The organism is Micromonospora yasonensis (genome assembly GCF_026013475.1).
Taxonomy (GTDB): Bacteria; Actinomycetota; Actinomycetes; order Mycobacteriales; family Micromonosporaceae; genus Micromonospora; species Micromonospora yasonensis.
Genome location: NZ_JAPDPH010000020.1, coordinates 39,215 through 56,609, shown reverse-complemented (window position 1 = coordinate 56,609; position 17,395 = coordinate 39,215). Strand labels below are relative to the sequence as shown.

12 protein-coding genes are annotated in these 17,395 nt (G+C 69.6%); 8 read left to right on the top strand and 4 right to left on the bottom strand.

What is annotated here, in order from left to right; genetic code table 11:
• Window positions 1-86 precede the first annotated feature (86 nt).
• Together ONA70_RS07155 and ONA70_RS07150 are read right to left on the bottom strand one after the other, a co-directional pair.
• Window positions 87-1,262: an MFS transporter gene (locus tag ONA70_RS07155; protein WP_265005537.1), complete on the bottom strand. Its 1,176-nt coding sequence runs from the start codon at window positions 1,260-1,262 to the stop codon at window positions 87-89.
• Window positions 1,263-1,280: 18 nt separating this feature from the next.
• Window positions 1,281-2,309, bottom strand: a complete 1,029-nt coding sequence (locus ONA70_RS07150; RefSeq protein ID WP_265005536.1) for a cupin domain-containing protein — start codon at window positions 2,307-2,309, stop codon at window positions 1,281-1,283.
• A gap of 410 nt (window positions 2,310-2,719) precedes the next feature.
• On the opposite strand from ONA70_RS07150, the gene ONA70_RS07145 reads away from it, so the two are divergent.
• Both ONA70_RS07145 and ONA70_RS07140 read left to right on the top strand, forming a co-directional pair.
• Complete coding sequence (locus tag ONA70_RS07145; RefSeq protein ID WP_265005535.1) at window positions 2,720-3,424, top strand: YqjF family protein; 705 nt, start codon at window positions 2,720-2,722, stop codon at window positions 3,422-3,424.
• A 112-nt stretch (window positions 3,425-3,536) separates the two neighbouring features.
• Complete coding sequence (locus ONA70_RS07140; protein ID WP_265005534.1) at window positions 3,537-6,770, top strand: glycoside hydrolase family 78 protein; 3,234 nt, start codon at window positions 3,537-3,539, stop codon at window positions 6,768-6,770.
• A gap of 15 nt (window positions 6,771-6,785) precedes the next feature.
• Here the strand turns inward: ONA70_RS07140 and ONA70_RS07135 are convergent, their stop codons facing one another.
• Window positions 6,786-7,679 carry an alpha/beta fold hydrolase gene (locus ONA70_RS07135; RefSeq protein WP_265005533.1) on the bottom strand — a complete coding sequence of 298 codons (894 nt, stop codon included), beginning with the start codon at window positions 7,677-7,679 and terminating at the stop codon, window positions 6,786-6,788.
• 576 nt (window positions 7,680-8,255) lie between these two features.
• Here ONA70_RS07135 and ONA70_RS07130 point away from each other — a divergent pair.
• From ONA70_RS07130 to ONA70_RS07110, 5 genes are all read left to right on the top strand, one after another.
• Window positions 8,256-9,779, top strand: a complete 1,524-nt coding sequence (locus tag ONA70_RS07130; protein ID WP_265005532.1) for a GMC family oxidoreductase — start codon at window positions 8,256-8,258, stop codon at window positions 9,777-9,779.
• A 398-nt stretch (window positions 9,780-10,177) separates the two neighbouring features.
• The gene (locus ONA70_RS07125) at window positions 10,178-12,376 is read left to right on the top strand and encodes a BTAD domain-containing putative transcriptional regulator (RefSeq protein WP_265005531.1); all 2,199 of its coding nucleotides are present in this window, start codon (window positions 10,178-10,180) and stop codon (window positions 12,374-12,376) included.
• Window positions 12,377-12,506: 130 nt separating this feature from the next.
• On the top strand, window positions 12,507-13,052 hold the full coding sequence (locus ONA70_RS07120) for a hypothetical protein (protein ID WP_265005530.1): 546 nt from the start codon (window positions 12,507-12,509) through the stop codon (window positions 13,050-13,052).
• The gene (locus ONA70_RS07115; protein ID WP_265005529.1) at window positions 13,049-13,606 is read left to right on the top strand and encodes a DUF3558 domain-containing protein; all 558 of its coding nucleotides are present in this window, start codon (window positions 13,049-13,051) and stop codon (window positions 13,604-13,606) included. Before ONA70_RS07120 ends, ONA70_RS07115 begins: the two co-directional genes overlap by 4 nt.
• A 17-nt stretch (window positions 13,607-13,623) precedes the next feature.
• The gene (locus ONA70_RS07110; protein ID WP_265005528.1) at window positions 13,624-15,081 is read left to right on the top strand and encodes a hypothetical protein; all 1,458 of its coding nucleotides are present in this window, start codon (window positions 13,624-13,626) and stop codon (window positions 15,079-15,081) included.
• 46 nt (window positions 15,082-15,127) lie between these two features.
• Here the strand turns inward: ONA70_RS07110 and ONA70_RS07105 are convergent, their stop codons facing one another.
• Window positions 15,128-16,018 carry a helix-turn-helix transcriptional regulator gene (locus ONA70_RS07105; RefSeq protein WP_265005527.1) on the bottom strand — a complete coding sequence of 297 codons (891 nt, stop codon included), beginning with the start codon at window positions 16,016-16,018 and terminating at the stop codon, window positions 15,128-15,130.
• Between the two features lie 269 nt (window positions 16,019-16,287).
• On the opposite strand from ONA70_RS07105, the gene ONA70_RS07100 reads away from it, so the two are divergent.
• The gene (locus tag ONA70_RS07100; protein WP_265005526.1) at window positions 16,288-17,295 is read left to right on the top strand and encodes a zinc-dependent alcohol dehydrogenase family protein; all 1,008 of its coding nucleotides are present in this window, start codon (window positions 16,288-16,290) and stop codon (window positions 17,293-17,295) included.
• Window positions 17,296-17,395 lie beyond the last annotated feature (100 nt).

Below are 17,395 nucleotides of genomic sequence, written 5' to 3'. Positions count from 1 at the left end.
CCGCCGGCGGCTCAACGCCTGCTCGACGCCGACGGCCAGCGGCCAGATCAGAAAGGTCCGCGTGGACGTGGACGACAGCGACATTCTCACGGGGGGCCTCCAGATGGAGAGCGGACGGGGGACCGCACGCGGACGGCGGCGGCGCTGGCGGCGATGAGGCCACCGGCCAACCCCATCGCGACGGTGAGTGGGATGACCGCGACCGCGGCGGCGACGGCCAGCGGCGCGGCGAACAACGCGGCCGCCCGAAACGTTCCGGCCACCGCGATCGCATCACCGCGCTCCTCGGCGTGCACCGAGTCTGCGGCGATGGCAGGGCCGATGGTCTGTAGTACGCCCGCTCCGAGCCCGGACACCGCGAGCAGCGCGCCGGCGGCCCACGGGTTGCCGGCAGCCAGGGCCACCAGCCCGGTGGCGCCTCCGGTGGCGAGCGTGCCGAGCACGAAGGAGCGCGTCACCCGGTCGCCGCTCACCCGCGCGACGAGAATCGAGCCGACGACCGAGGCGCCGTTGGCGACCGATACGAGCACGCCGATGGTGGAGCCGGACTGCCGGGCGAGATCCAGCGCCACCGGCACGTAGCTGGAGAGCAGGGCCCGCCACGCGCCCGCGCTCACCCCGGCCCAGCACCCCACGTCCACACCGGAGCGGCGCCAGATCCGACCCGGGGGGCGGTCGGCCGGCGGGCGGAACGGCGGTAGCCGGTCAAGACCCAGCGCTGGGACGACGGCGACGGCGGCGATGATCGAGCCCACCCCGAGCGCGGTCTGCGGCGAACGCTCCACCAACAGCCCGGCCACGACCGGTCCGGCGAGCAGTCCGAGGCTGGACACAAAGTTGATCATCGCGAGCCCGCCCACGGCAGGTGCGTCACCGCGCACGACGTGCGTCTGACTACCGGTCCAGAAACACGCCCGCGCGATGCCCTGGAGCAGTTCGGCGAGCGCGAACGGAAGGAGTGCGGTCGACCCGACGAGCAGGCCGTTGGAGAGGCAGAGGGTAGCTGCGGCGGCGAGGACGAGGACCCAGTCGCCGACCAGGCGCATCGCGGCGCCCAGCAGGAGCCGGGTCGCCATCTGGGCGACCGCCGAGATGGCCGTGAGCACCCCGACCTCGACCGGCGAGTAGCCGGAGCGCAGCGCCAACAGCGGCAGCGCCACGGTGGCGATGCCGAGTGAGCAGGAGAAGACCGCGGCGCCCCCCGCCGACGCGATGCTGTCGCGCGAGGGGCGCCGGCGCGCGATGCGCCGTGCGGCCGGCACCGACCACACGGGTCGCGGTCAGACCGAGGCGCTGGTCAGTTGGCCGGCGTCCGGCTCCCGCTCGGAGGCCGGCTCGAAGTAGTGCACGGTGTCGTACCCGAGGTGCTTGAAGACCCGGTTCTGCGCGTTGAACAGCCGCATCGGCGTTCCGTCGGCGGCGAAGATCTGGCACACGTGGTTCTGCGGGACGTACAGGGTGTCGCCCTGCTTGATCTCGTGGCGGGTGGGTTCGACCGCGATCCGGGCGTAGTACCGCTCCGCGATCTCCGCCTCGACCTCCCACTGCAGGGCGTAGCCCTCGCCGTCGAGGACGTAGTACACCTCGTCGGCCATCTTCCAGTACTTGCCGCTGTGCCCACCGGCGGGAATGTCGAGTTCGAAGGCGTCCACGCTGAAGATCCGGGCGTCAGTCCGCTCCGGCGACGACATGACCCGGACCCGTCCGAGCGGCGTGTCCTCCCAGTTCGTGTCCGACGGAGAGATCACCTTCTTCCGCTCGAGCACGCCCGGCGTCCAGATCCGCGACCAGTCCTCGCGCGGTCCGAACCGCTCCTCGTTCTCGACCGGACCCGACCGGCCCTGCTGGATGAGCCCCATGAACATCCAGGTGCACTTCGCCTTGACGACGAGCGCCACGGCGCGCTCGGAGTAGGGGTTGAAGTGGCGGTGCACCGAGTCGGTGTGCACGAAGACCAGATCGTCCTTGTTCCAGTCGTAGCGCTGGTCATCGTGGATCTCGTACCCGCGGCCCTCGAGGATGTAGAAGGCGGCCTCGTTCTGGTGGCCGTGCCCGTGGTTCGACGACTCCGCGGGCAGCTCGACGAAGTGCACCTGGATCGTCTGGGTGAGGAAGTCCTCGTCGCCCGGGCCGATCCGCCACCACGTACGGCTTTGCGCGCTGTCGCCGGAGTGGGCGACCTTCGCGTCGTCCACGACGACGCTGTCGTCGCGCACGCGCTCGACCGCCAGCTGCTGGCGCCGGAACTGGCCGAGGCCGTACGTTTCCGATGTCAACCCGCGTACGAAGACGCGGCCCTTCTTGCCCATGGGGTCCTCCGGTTCTCGGTGTAGTTCTCTCCAGCGCCTCCGTGGACGCCCAGACCGCTCCGAGACGTAGCACCGGCGCGGCGCGGGCGGGCTCGCGAGCGCTGGCGTCCCGACGCGGTTACGGGTGCAGGTGTTGCCTTCGAGCTGCGGGCTGGCAGAATGGTATAACCTTTAGCGGTTGAGGGCAACGCGGCAGACCCCGGCCAGGGCGCGACGCGGCGACGGTCCAAAGCGGGGTACGACGCTTCGGTGCCGTGCCGTTCTGGGTTTGACGTCAGGTCCGAGCGGAGAGCCGGTGCGGATCGGCCCGCCGGGGGTATGCGACCAGGCGTGGAGGGTTGCTGCGGGCGACCCGCAGGTGATCAGCGCGGGGAGGGAAAGGGCCGGTGAGGGCTCCACCGCCGCCGAGGGTGAGCCGACCGGTGATGTATCACCGGTGGAGTTGGATAACGTTCATCCATTGGCGCTATCCGCCCTCGGCACTGCAGTCGATGCTGCCGCCTGGGCTCGCGGTGGAGACCTTTGACGGATCAGCCTGGGTCGGGCTGACGCCGTTCCTCATGCAGGGGCTCCGGGCGCCGGCGCTGCCGGCCGTACCGTGGTTGTCGGAGTTTCCCGAAACCAACGTTCGCACGTACGTCCGTGACCGGCGAGGCCGCAGTGGGATCTGGTTCCTGTCGTTGGACGCGGCGCGGCTGCCTGCGGTCCTGGCCGCCCGGTCGGGCTATCGGTTGCCCTACTTCTGGTCGGACATGGCGGTACGGCTCACCGACAAGCAGGTCGCCTATCGCTGTCGGCGCCGCTGGCCCAGCCCGCGACGGCTGCGGTGCGACGCCGATGTCAGGCCGGGCCCGCCCCTCGATGAGGCGGAGCGCGACGACTTGGCCCACTTCCTCACCGCCCGGTACCGCCTGTTCACGGTTATCGCCGGCCAACTCGCCACCGCCGAGGTGGAACACCCGGAGTGGCCGCTGCGCCGGACCGAGCTACTGCGGTTGGAGCAGGACCTGGTTACGGGGGCGGGACTGGTGGCGCCCGTCGGCGATCCCGTCCTGCACGCGTCTCCTGGCGTGCCGGTACGGGTGGGGATGTGGCATCGGCTGGACGGGCTGTGAGTCGGGGGCAACTGAGACTCCGCGCCGGGTGGCCGCATCCGGCCACAATCTTGTGACGCAGGTCACTGACCGTTAGCATCCCCGCTGTAACGTTTCAATAGAGGGGACGCAGATGTTCCTGACGCACGCCTCCCGCCCGCGCCTGGCCACTCGGGCACTGAGCCTCGCGCTGACCGTCGCGCTCGCCGTCGTCAGCGCGGTGCCCATCGCGCAGCGGAGCGACGCCGCGCCCGGCAACGCTTTTCCGTCGGCGCTCACGGTCGAGCAGCGTTCCGAGCCGGCGGACGTCGACGACGTCGATGCGCCGCTCCTCGGCTGGCACGTTCCAGCGGCGCAACAGACCGCCTACCGGGTACAGGTGGCCGAAACCTTCTCCGGCCTGCAGTCCGGCAAAGACCTCGTGTGGGACTCCGGGAAGGTGGCGTCCCCGAAGAGCACGAACGTGGCGTACGCCGGGCCGGTCCTCGACCGCGGCGAGCGCTACCAATGGCGGGTACGGACCTGGGACGGCGCGGGGAAGGTGTCCCCGTGGTCGCAGCCGGCCGGCTTCGGCACGTCCCTCGGCGGTGACTGGGGACAGAGCAGCCCGATCTGGCTCGCCGATCCCGCACCGCTGCGGTGGAGCGACTACACGATCGAGACGACGTTCTCGATCACCACGCAGAACGCGACCATCGTGTTCAACGCGCAGGACCCCAGTAACTACCTCATGTGGCAGCTCAGGGGGGACGGCGTCAACCGACTCGCGCCGCACCAGCGGGTCAACGGCACCTTCCAGGAGCTGAAGACGGTTCCGCTGGGCGTCGCGCTCCAGCGCAACACCGACTACCGGCTCCGGATCGAGGTCGCGGGCTCCACGGTCCGCACCTGGCTCGACGGCCGGCTCATCGACACCACGGAGAACGTGCGGTTCACCCGCGGCAGCATCGGGTTCCGCACTGGCGGCAGCGAGCGCAACAGCTGGGACAACCTGACGGTCACCACGCCCGACGGGCGCCGGCTCTACGCCAACGACTTCGAGTCCGCCAGCTCGGACTTCCCCTGCGGCACGGTGGCCGGCGGGAGGCTGACCGTCGGCACCGGCCAGAACTGCGTCTACGGGCTCGGCAGCACGGACTGGGCTTTCCTCCGCGGCGAGTTCGACACCGCCGACAAGGAGGTCGCCTGGGCGACCGTCTTCGCGACCGGCTCGTCGCCCGAGCCCGGCCGTCAGTACGTCTACAAGCTGTGGCTCAACGGCGAGTTCGTCGGTCTGGGCCCCACGCGGTCCATCGCCGGTGAGACGCGGTACGACGGCTTCGACGTGACCGAGTTGGTCCGGCAGGGTGGCGCCAACGTACTCGGCGCGCTCGCGTGGACCGCCAGCGACCGGCGGTTCCAGGCGCAGCTGGTCGTGGAGTACGTCGACGGCACGCGGCAGGCGTTCGGCACCGGAACGGACTGGACCACGCTCAACGGCTCCGCCGTCTACCCGTCGGCCGGCTCGATCGGCACGGGCTACTACACCGCCCCGAAGGAGAACGTCCAGGTGGCGGCGTACCCGACCGGCTTCGACGAGCCCGGCTTCGACGACTCCGGGTGGCGGCCGGCGGCGGCGAAAGCACCGTACGCACAGCTGGTCGCCACCCCCACGGACAAGGTCCGGCAGCGGCTGGAGTACCCGGTCGAGGTCGTCGAGCAGGAGCCGGGCCACTACTTCGTGGACTACGGCCGGACCTGGCTCGGCGGTGTGAGCCTCGACCTGGACGGCAACGCCGGCAGGGTCCTCGAGCTGCGCTTCGGCGAGGAGCTCTCCGCGCCGCAGGCCGTCCGCTACACCATGCGCACCGGCAACCAGTACCAGGACCGCTGGACGCTCGTCGACGGGCCGCAGCACGTCGAGACCTGGGGCATGCGGGTGTTTCGCTACCTCGAGGTGATCGGCGCGCCGACCGGTCTGGGAGCCAAGGACTTCCCGGCCCTCGCGCAGGTCTACCCGTTCGACGTCGACGCTGCCGTCTTCGACTCCTCCGACGACGCCCTCGACAAGGTCTGGCGCCTGTCGCGGAACACCGTCGAGGCGACCAACCACAACCTGTACGTCGACTCCTGGACCCGGGAGCGCGAGCCGTACGAGGCCGACAGCTACCTGCAGATGATGGCCAACTTCTTCACCTCCTCGGACCCGTCCCTGGGCAACTACTCCATCGACTACCTGCTCACCCGGCGCACCTGGCCCACCGAGTGGCCGATGTACATGATCCTGGCGATGCACGACAGCTATCAACAGACCGGCGATGTCGCGCAACTGGAGCGCGGCTACGACCAGCTGCGGGACAAGCTGCCCGTCCAGTGGATCGAGGACAGCACCGGCCTGATCCGCAAGAACACCGGATCCGATGGCTGCGGCAGCCGGACCGACTGCGACATCGTCGACTGGCCGGCGTCCGAGCGGGACGGCTTCGTCTTCCGGCCCTACAACACCGTCATCAACGCCATCGGCTACCGCAGCTTCATGGACATGGCAGATATCGCGAAGGCGCTGGGCCGCGACGACGACGCTGCTTCCTTCACCGCCACGGGGGAGCGGATCCGCTCCGCGATGAACGAGCTGATGTGGGACGACGAGAAGGGCGCCTACCGGGACGGCCTGAACGCCGACCGCACTCCGGTCGAGCACTGGGCGGTTCACGCCAGCGTCTTCGCCAGCGCGTTCGGCGTCCCCGACACCGACCAGGCGGCCCGCGCCGCCGACTACATCGGATCGCGCGGCATGCAGTGCAGCGTGTACTGCGCCGCCTTCCTCATCGAGTCGCTCTACCACGGCGACCGCTCCGACCTGGCCTACCAGTTGCTCGCCGGCAGCGGCCGGCGCAGCTGGCTCAACATGATCGCCAACGGAGCGGGGGCCACGGCAGAGGCCTGGGACGCCTCCCTGAAGTCGAACATGACCTACTCCCACCCGTGGGCCGCCTCGCCGGCGTACAACATCCCGCAGGGCATGTTCGGCCTCCGGCCGACCACACCCGGCTACGCCACGTTCGATCTGCGTCCCCAGCCGCAGTCGGTCACCTGGGCGAGCGCCACACTGCCGACGCTGAAGGGCCGGATCGGCGCAGCGTTCCACACCCATGACGACCGTACGGACGTCGGCGCGTACGTTCCGGGCAACACAGTCGCGTCGGTCTTCGTCCCGGCCGGGGACGCCACCGCGGACGTCGTGTACGTCGACGGCCGCGCGCGGCCCGCGGTACGCGAGCGCGGGTACCTGCGCGTCGACGGCGTCGCGAGCGGCTGCCACGTCTTCAGCACGGCCCCGGGTGGTGAGCCGAAGGACGACGAGCGCCTCACGTCCGTCTGCCACTGAGCATCCGGCCTCGGGTCAGGTGGCGAGGAACTTCAGCAACTCCGGAACGATGCGCTCGTGGGCGTCCTCCTGGAGGTAGTGGCCAGCGTCCGCCAGCCGCACGACCTTGGCCTGGGGAAAGGTCTTGAGCCACTTGTCGAGCAGATCTGCGGTGAAGGCGGGGTCCTTCATCGCCCAGACGATCTGTACGGGATGGTTCCGGAAGGTGCGTTCGAGTCCGATCTCCACCTGAGTCGTGAAACCGGCCACGTGGCTGTCCGGGCCGACCGGTATCTCCCGTGGAAATACCAGGACGCCCGTCCGGCTGCCCCAGGTGACATGCGGCGCGAGATAGGCGTGCTTGACATTCGGCGTCAGCCGTTCCCGATGGACAACCCCGATGCGGAACAGAAAAAGCCGGTGGAAGAGACCAAGCCCCTTCACCATGAGCTCGCCGACCCCGGGCAGACGAAAGAGTCTGAGGGCAAAAGGAATCTCGAAATGATCGGGGTTGTGCATTGTGGTGTTGAGGATGAACAGCTTGCTCACCCGGTCAGGATTGGCGACGGCCCACGCCAACGCCAGCCCACCCCAGTCCTGCGGCACGAGGACGGAACCATGCAAATCGAGCGAGTCGAGCAGGCCACTCAACCGGCGGACGTGCGCCAGTGTTCGGTAGTTCTCTGGGTCAGTTGGCTTGTCGGACCGCCCGAAGCCGAGAAAATCCGGGGCGATGACGCGGTGGCCGGCCGCGACCAGCGGATCCACAAAATTGCGATACAAGAATCCCCACGTTGGATTCCCGTGCAGTAACACCACCGGCTGGCCGTCCCGAGGGCCTTCGTCGATGTAGTGTATGCGCCCCTCCGGGGTCGAGTGCCACCTCGGCTCATATGGCCACAGGCCGCCGAAACTCCAGTCAACGCTCATTTGCTCTCCCGTCGTGCAGGGAAAGGGTTACCAGTGGATCAACATGGGAGTCCCCGTCGTCGGTGGTGGTGACGGCGACTCGGGCCGGTCGGCCGCGACCGTAGGAGAATGTTGGCCGTCGGCCCCGCCGGCGTGGGAACGACTTCGGCGCTGCGGCGCGACCACCCGTCGAGCCCCCAGCGAACGCACGCGCTGCGTTCGATCCAGGTGTCGGTGGTGGCGCTCTGGCCGTCAGCGCGGGAGGTAGCGGGCCGTTGACTTGGTCGGGCCCCGACAGCGTGAGGCCGCAGATCGGACATCGAGCTCACCTATCGACATGTATCCAATCGACATGCAACAGTATTCAGTGCGTCGCCGTTTGTATAGCCCCTGATGCCGCGAGCTTGCTGTGCCAGCCGCTACCGCATGGAGGATCTGGGATGCGACTGTCTGTCGATGCAGCCGAGCTGATCGACGAGTGTCAACAACGCCTGGGCGGCGTCAAGGGATCCAGGGGGATCACCTACCGCCGGCTGTTGGGCGGACCGCGAGCACCGCGTCTGGCGGTCGCTGGATCGAAGGGACGAGGAGATCGAGATGGACTTCTATGACTTCGTGATCATCGGTGGGGGCAGCGCAGGTTGTGTCCTCGCCGAGCGGCTGTCCGAGTACCCCGAGGTCACCGTGCTGCTGATCGAGGCCGGCGGCGACGAGCAGCGTGCCGAAATCACCGATCCCCGCCGCTGGTTCGAGACCATCGGCAGTGACGTCGACTGGTCGTACCAGACCGTGCCGCAACCACACGCGGGGAACCGGTCGATTCCCTGGCCACGCGGAAGGGTGCTCGGCGGATCGAGTTCGTTGAACCTCATGGTCCACATGCGCGGGCTTCCGAGCGATTACGATGCCTGGGCGTCGTGGGGTTGTGCCGGGTGGGATTACCGCAGTTTGCTGCCGGTGTTCCAGGCGCTGGAGGACCGTCCCGACGGCGACGAGCGGTACCGGGGAGTCGGCGGGCCGCTCAAGATCAGGATTCCCGGTCATCATAATCCGCACTCGGTGGCCACCATGGCGGCGGCACTTGAGCTCGGGTATGCGTTGAACGAAGATTTCAACGGCGCGGACATGAACGGCGTGGGTTGGAACCAGCTCGCGATGTGGGAAGGTCGCCGCCAGAGCGCGAGCGTGGCATTTCTTCGGCCAGCCGTCGGTCGGCCCAACCTCACCGTCAAGACGTTCGCGCAGGTGCATCGCATCGTCCTCGACTCGACGGGTCGTGCCACCGCAGTCGAGTTCGAGCAGAACGGTCAGCTGCACTCGGTCGGCGTGTCGGTCGAGGCCGTGCTCACCGCCGGTGCCGTCGAGTCTCCGAAGCTCCTCATGCTGTCCGGCGTCGGGCCGGCGGATGAGCTTCGCGGCCTGGGCATCGATGTCAGATCCGACCTGCCGGGCGTGGGGCGGAATCTGCACGACCACCCGGGCCTCCCGCTGACGTGGCGTTCCCGTCAGCCGATTCCTCCAGCCCAGAACCAGGGCAGCGAGCTGGGCCTGTTCTGCCGTACCGATTCGGGACTGACGGAGCCTGACCTGCAGTTCGGGGTGCTCAACCTGCCGCTGGTCTTCGACGGGTCGATCGAGCCGCACATGGGCTTTTCGTTCTACCCCGGGCTGCTCAAACCGGAGAGCCGGGGTGAGCTGCGGCTGCGCTCTGTCGACCCGACCGTCCCGCCGTTGATCGACCCCAACTATCTGGCGGAGGACGTGGACGTCCAGCGGTTGGTGTGCGCGGCGGAGATTTCCCGGGAACTGGCGTCGGCGAACGCGCTGAAGGATTGGACCGGGGAAGAAGTCGCCCCCGGGGCATCCGTTTCAAGCCGGAGCGACCTGCGTGAGTACGTCAGACAGAACGTCAATACGTGGTTCCATCCGGTCGGTACCTGTCGGATGGGGGTCGGTCCTGAATCCGTCGTGGATCCGGAACTGCGGGTGCGCGGCACGGAGAACGTCAGAGTGGCGGATGCCTCGGTAATCCCCGAGGTCACCTCAGGAAACACGAACGCCCCAACACTCATGATCGCCTGGCGAGCTGCGGATCTCATCCGCGGCGCGACGTCCCGGTGAGCGGATCGGCTTTGATCCTTTCCCGTCCGTGGTAGATAGGGCCAGGTGTACGGCCAGGCCGGCGAGCGCGCCGAGGACCAGCAGCCAAGCCGCCGTGGTCGGCGGCGTCGACGGCGAGGCGACACTCCAGATTCGAGGTAGCACTGATCCGCGAATAGGGTGGAGCGGCATACGCTGCGGAAATCCGCTATATCTCCCCGGGCCCAAGGAGAAGCGATGCGCTCTCGCACTGTCGTCGGGCTGGTCCTGGCCGGACTGTTCGGTCTCGTCGGCCTCGGTGTGCCTGTCGTGACGTATCGCCAGGCAGCGGGAACGCTTGACGATGAGGAGTACGTTCGGCAGGGGACGGTGCCCTCACCCCGGGATCGGATGACGAGGACCAGTGACAGGTGACTCCGATGAAAGGCGTTGGCGCCAAGACCACCGACACGGGTGGTCCTGACCGGCTTGACGTTCTCGGTCCGGTCGAGGCGGCCGTACACGACGGGCGTTACGACGAGGCCCTGCGCCACCTCGCCGCCGTGCCGGCGGACGCGCCGTTGCCGGCGGCGCTGGCCTGGCGCCTCGGCGTACTGCTGCACCAACGAGGGCGGTTCGACGCGGCCGAAGCCTGCTACCAACGCGCGGCACTGGACGCTGCGGACCACCATCGGCCGTTCGCGCTGGCGGACCGCGCCCAGGTGCTCGCCGGCCTGGCCTCGGCCCGCTGGGCGCGGGGCGACCAGACGCAGACCCGGCAACTCGCCGAGGAGGCCGTCCGCGTCGCGGAGCAGAGCGGGGACGATTCCGCGGTGGCGGCGGCGTACGTGGCGCAGGCGCTGGTCGCGTTCAGCGACGGCAACCGGGCCGACAACGAGTACGCGTACGCCCGGGCGCTCGCGGCGGCCGAACGGGCCGGCGACTTCGGCCAGCAACTCCGGATCCGGTGCAACGTCGGCTCACGGCTGGTGGAGGAGGGCCGCTACCGGTCGGCCGTCGAGGAACTCCGGGAGGCGGTCCGGCTCGGCGAGTTGCTCGGGCACCAGACACTGCTCGCGTTGGCGTTGTACAACCGGGCGGAGGCCTGGTTGGGGCTGGGCGAGTTGCGTCGTGCGCGGAGCGACGCGGACGAGGCCCTGGCCCGGTGGCAGCGGGCCGGGTCGCCGCTGGCGGCCTTCGGGTTGACGCTGACCGCCCGGGTGCACCGGGTCCGTGGCGCTGCCCGCCAGGCGATGGTCGCCTACCAGGCGGCGCTGGCGATGGGCGAGCCGGACGGGAACGCCCAGGTGCTGGTCGAGGCGTGCGCGGGGCTCGCGCGGATCAGCTACGCGGACGATCCGGTGGCGGCCGAGCGGTACGCCGGGCGCGCCCTGACCATGCCCAGCGCCGCCGGGCCCACCATCGCCGAACTGGCCGCGGGCTGGGTCGCCCTCTGCTCCGGCGATCCGCAGACCGCACTCCGTTACGGCGAACAGGTCCGAACAGAGGCCGGCCGCCGTCGTGACGCCGCCGGCCTGGCCGAGGCGATGGAGCTCGCCGCGCTCGCCTCCCACCGGGCCACCCCCGAGGCGGCGTCCGCCCGGGGGGTCCGCCGCCTCCTCGCCAGCCTGGTCGAAGCAGCGGCCATCTGGGCCGAACTCGGCAACGAGTTCGCCCTCGCCACCAACGCCCTACTGCAGGCACGCCTGTCCGGCGACCAACTGGCGGAGGAGATGGCATACGAACGGCTGACGCAGATCGGCGTGCAGGAAGGCGCCTGGCAGGTCGCCGGCCCGTTGGCGTCGATCGGCCCGGCGCCCGTCCCCGAGGTTGAGGTGCAAACCCTGGGTCAGTTCACCGTACGGCTGGCCGGGGTGCCCGTGCCGGCGGGTAGCTGGCAGTCCCGCAAGGCGCGGGACCTGCTCAAGATGGTGGTCGGGCAGTTGGGGAAGCCGATTGCCCGCGAGGCCCTGGCGACCGCGCTGTGGCCGGAGGCCCGGACGGACGTGGCGTTGCGCCGCCTGTCCGTCCTGATCTCGACCGTCCGGGGCGTACTCGATCCGGACCGGCAGCATCCGGCTGACCGCTACCTCGCCACCGACCCTGCCACCGTACGGATCGACCCGGCGCACGTCGCGGTGGACGCGCTGCGCTTCTACGAAGCGGCCCGCGCGGCCATCGCGGCGGACGGCGCGAGCACGACGAAGGCCCGGCCGAGCGGCAGGCCGGATCCGGAAGAGGCCGCGGGCACCGATGGCGATGTGCGGCTGCTGAGCCGCCTCGAGGCGGTGGTGGCCAGGTACACCGGCGATCTCTGCGACGACGGCGAGGTCGTTGGAGACTGGGTGCAGCGGCCCCGTGCCGTCCTGGCCGACCTGCATCGCGAAGTGATCCACAGGCTGGCGAGGCGGTGCCGGCAACTGGACCGCACCGAGGCGGCGATCGGTTGGTACCTGCGGCTCACCGTCGAGGACGGCTACGACGAGCCGGCCCACCTGGGGCTGATCGGCGCGTTGTCGGCCGCTGGGCGGCACGGCGAGGCGAGCCGCCGCTACCAGGAGTACGGCGCGCGGATGCGTGAGATGGACGTCGAGCCGGTGGCTTTTCCCCTCCCGGAGCGAGTGCGTCCGTCCGCCTGAACAATTCCTGAACGACTCCCGAAGCCGGCCGATCAGACTGATCAAGTGGACGGCCGGCGCGTGCCGCAGGCCGTCCAGCGAGGTTGGACGTATGCGAGGCGGTCAGCTCGCTCTCGTCGGAGGGGGATCGATGACACGGATTCGGGGGAGTGTTGCCGCACTGGCGGTCGGGCTCCTGTTGGCGGGCTGCGGGCCCGACGACGCGGCACCGGCGGCGGGCGGTGCCAACGCGGCTGGCACCGCTGGTGCGACCGCTCAGGCCGACGACGGGAAGGCGACAGCCCAGGCCGATGGCGGGGACGCGACAGGCCAGGACAAGCCGGGTGGCGGCAGCCGCTGGTGCGAGGCGGTGAAGGCCCTCACCGCCTCCATCGATCCGCTGTTCGCGCAGGGCGCGATCGACCGGAAGGCCGAGGTGGACCGGGCGCACGCCCGGGTGAAGGATCTGCAGCCAGCGGCACCGGCCGAGATCAAGACCCAGGTCGCGGCGCTCAGCGAGTTCTACGACGCGGTCATCGACACCACGGGCAAGAGCATGGCCCAGGACCCTGCGGCCTACGCACGCCTCAACCCGACCATGGCGAAGGTCAAAACAGCGCTGCCGCCGGTGTCGGACTACACCATGAAGCACTGCCCGGGGCTCGAGAAGTCGCTGGAACAGGTGGGCGCGTCATGACCGGGCCGGCGGGTGTCGGTCGATGGCTGCTCGTGGCGCCGGCCACCGTGCTGCTGCTCACGGTGACCGGGTGCGGACGATCGGAGGAGCCGTCCCGGCCGGCGAGCGCCGACGGCCAACCGTCGGCGACCACGTCCGCGGCTCCCGCGGAGGATGCCGCGTCGTCCGCCCCGGCCGGCAAGCCGGAACCGGAGGCGTGCGACCTGGTGACCGATCAGGAGGCGGCCGCGCTGGCCCGGCTCAAGCTCGACCCGCACCGAGCCGGCCAACAGAGCTGCACCTGGACGGCACCGGTCACCGGCCCGACCGGCCAGGTGGAGGTCTACGTGGGCGACGGCGCGAAGAAGATGCTCGACATCGAGCGCCAATTGGGACACGAACTGGAGACGCTGTCCGGCATCGGCGACGAGGCGTACCTGGACACGCAGGCGAATGAGGTCTTCGTCCAGAAGGCGGACACGTGGGTTGCGATCCGCCTGGTGCTGCTCAACGACCCGAAGGAGAACCACAAGCCCCTGAAGGACCTGATCCAGGTGGTGGCCGGGCGGCTGTGAGCGGAGCGGGAGCGAACATGCGGAGACGCGGACGGATGGCGGCCGGGCTGGTCGTCATCCTCCTGGCCGCCGGTTGCGGCAAGGTCGATCTCGGCGGATCCGATACGACCGACGTCCGGTACGGGTACGGCCCGAAGCCGGACAAGTCCGTGGTCTACCAGCCCGATGTGGTGCTCGTGGCGGGCGGCAGCGGGGTCGTCCGGTCGGTGAGCAGGGACGGGTTCACCTACGTGATCGACGGCAACGCCCGGGGTGTCAAGGACGTGGCGCCCGGTAAGATCATGTTCGCCACGAGCGAGGCGGTCGGCCGGGTGGTGAAGGTCGAGCGGTCCGGCGACGACAAGGCCGTCACCCTGGCCCCGGTGCGGCTGACCGATGTGGTGCGGGACGGCCACTTCACGTTCGATCGACCGCTCGACGCTGAGGCGCAGACCTTCGGCCCGCTTCCTGACCTGCTCGGCGAGGTCGTCGACGGGGGTCCGGCCGGGGTGGTCGTCCCGGACGCCGCACAGGGAACCGGGCTGGGGGTGAACGCGATCGGCGTGGGCGATGTCCGGCTCGCCGTGCCGCCGATCGTCTTCGCCCCGGCGCCCGAGCCGGGCGCGCGTGGGGCCAAGACCATCAAGCGGAACGTCGGCGACTGGGACATCGAGGCGTACAAGGACCAGTCGAAGATGGGGCTGACCGCCTCGCACTCGACCGCCGTGCAGCGGCTCAAGGTCGACTTCGACATCCAACTGCTGATACGGAACCTCAGGGCGTGGGGGGACATCCGGGTGACCAACGGCGTGATCCCCCACCCGCAGTTCCGGATCGACGGAGTCGAGGGGCTCGCCATCACCATCGCCGCCGGCGCCGAGGGTGGGTTGGAGGACAACAAGAAGGTCAAGATCGAGCTGCCCATCGAGGTGAAGCAGCCCATCATCATCGGCGGATTCCCGGCGACCCTCAAGCAGACGTTCAAGTTTCTCGTCAGCACCGGGTTCTCGGCGAAGAACGGCAACATCAAGGCCACCGGCAAGTGGGGCCTCGACGGACCTATCGGTTACGTCCAGTCGAGCGTTCTGACGCCGGCCTTCTCCGTGCAGGAGAGCATCGTGAAATCCATCCGTGGCGTTTCGATCGGTGTCGAGGGCATCGTGGTGGCCGCGGAGTTCCGCTTCGGGTTCATGCTCGGCCTGCCGGTCGCGGGCGCCGGGCCGTTTGTCGGCATCGTGGCCTCGGTCGGGGTGACCAACGGATCGGCGGCCGGCCGGGTCGGCTTGCCGCTACCCGTCGGGCCGGGGGTGAAATGCCGAGGATCCACGCTCGTGCTGACCGTACGGGCCGGCGAGGGCATCAGCCTGTCGGAGCCGCTGGTCAAGGCGATCGAGCAGGTGTTGGGGGTCAGCATTCCCCAGGAGGCCGACTTCATCAAGAAGGACATCGTCAACCGGACCGTCGTGGAGCCGGACGTGCCGCTGTGCCGGGACTGATCGGGCCCGGGGTTCGGCTTCCGGGCCTTGCCGGTCGGCCGCTGTGTCACTCGGTGAAGGCGTTTTGCGCGTGGGTTTCCGTTTCCTGTGAGGCGGCCCAGGAGCCGAGCAGGCGTAGCGCGTCCTCGGACGGGGAGCCGGGCTCGGCGGTGTAGATGGTGAGGGTGAGGCCGGGTTCGGCGACCATTTCCAGCCCTTCGTAGGCGAGGGTCACCTCACCGACGACGTGGTGGCGGAAATGCTTCGCACCGGTGCCGTGGTGCCGGACGTTGTGGGCTCCCCAGCGTTTCCGGAACTCGTCGCTACGGGTGGAGAGCTCACCCACGAGGTCGTGGAGATCCTTGTCGTGGGGATCGCGGCCGGCTTCCGTACGCAGAATGGCGACGCAGATGTCGGCGGTGATGTCCCATTCCGGGTAGAAGCGGTGCGCTGTCTCGTCCAGGAACGTGTGCCGTGCGATGTTGGCGGGGCGCTGCGGCTGGGCGTACACCTCGGCGTAGAACGCGCGGGCGAGCCGGTTCGCGGCGAGCAGGTCCATTCGGCCGTTGCGTACGAACGCGGGACCTTGGGTGACGGCGTCGAGGGCCCATTGCAGGCTGGGGCGCACCGACCACTGCCGCACGGTGCGCCGCCGGGGCCGCATGAGGGCGCTGTTGCCGTCCGCGGCTCGGGCGAGGTCGAACAGGTGGGCCCGCTCCGCGTCGTCGAGCTGGAGCGCCCGCGCGATGGCGTTCAGCACGCCAGGCGATACGCCGGCGAGGGAGCCCCGTTCGAGTTTCGAGTAGTACTCGATGCTCACGCCGGCCAGCGACGCGACTTCGCTGCGGCGCAGCCCCGGGACCCGCCGGTTGGGCCCGGCGGGCAGGCCTGCCTGCTCCGGGCTGATCCTGGCTCGCCGCGAGACGAGGAACTCGCGGACCTCGGTGCGGTTGTCCACGTCTCGACCGTACGTGTCACCGCCGGCCCGTGGGGTGCCCTGTCAGTACACCTTCCAGGAGAAACTCCCTGAGCGGGTGCTGCCGGGGTTTCACTGGGTGGCGATGAACCCAGCCACCGGCCGCTGTGACAAGGGGGACTGTCGTCGCCCCAGGCGGGTAGCACCCCCGGATGGCGCCATCAGCACAGCGGCTCGGGTAGGCCGGGAAGCCAACCGACCGGATCGCGGCCAGTACTTCGGAAAGGGAAGAACCTATGCGTGGTGTTGTCATGCATGCCCCCGGCGACATCCGGGTGGAAAAGCGGGAGGACCCCCGGATCCAGCTCCCGACCGACGCGATCATCCGCCTGTCCGCGAGCTGCATCTGCGGCTCGGACCTGTGGCCGTACCGGGGCGTCGAAGCGGTCAAGGGGCCGTCCCCGATGGGCCACGAGTACGTCGGCGTCGTCCAGGAGGTCGGCAGCGAGGTCAAGAACATCAAGCCGGGCCAGTTCGTGATCGGCTCGTTCTTCGCCTCGGACAACACCTGCGTCATCTGCCGGGCTGGCTACCAGTCTTCGTGCATCCACCGGGAACTCGTCGGCGGGCTCGGCGCCCAGGCCGAGTACCTGCGCGTCCCATTGGCCGACGGCACCCTGGTCACCACGCCCGACACTCCGTCGGACGACCTGATCCCGAGCTTCCTCGCCGCCTCCGACGTGCTGGGCACCGGCTGGTTCGGCGCCGTCGCCGCCGAAGTCGGACCGGGCAAGACCGTCGCGGTCGTCGGTGACGGTGCGGTCGGGCTGCTCGCCGTGCTGGCCGCCAAGCAGCTCGGTGCGGAACGCATCATCGCGATGAGCCGGCATGAGCCCCGCCAGAAACTGGCGGCCCACTACGGCGCGACCCACATCGTCACAGAGCGGGGCGATGAGGGCGTCGCGCGCATCAAGGAGCTCACGGACGGTCTCGGGGCGCATTCGGTCATCGAGGCGGTCGGCACCCAGGAGTCGATGATGCAGTCCATCCGCTCCACCCGTCCCGGCGGCCATGTCGGCTACGTCGGAGTCGCCCACGACGTGCGGCTCCCCGGCGAGGAGCTGTTCTTCTCCCACGTCCACCTGCACGGCGGCCCGGCGCCGGTGCGCCGCTTCCTGCCCGAGCTGATCGCCCTGATCTGGAACCGGCAGATCGATCCCGGCAAGGTCTTCGACCTCACCCTCCCGCTCGACCAGGCCGCCGAGGGGTACCAGGCCATGGACGAGCGCCGGGCCATCAAGGTCCTCCTCAATCCCTGACGACCTGCGCCTCGTGGGGGCTGGCCGCCCTGGCTGCGCTCACGGGGGCTGAATAGGCGGCAACGCGGAGCCTGGTCGTCGACGGGGGCCAGACCACCTG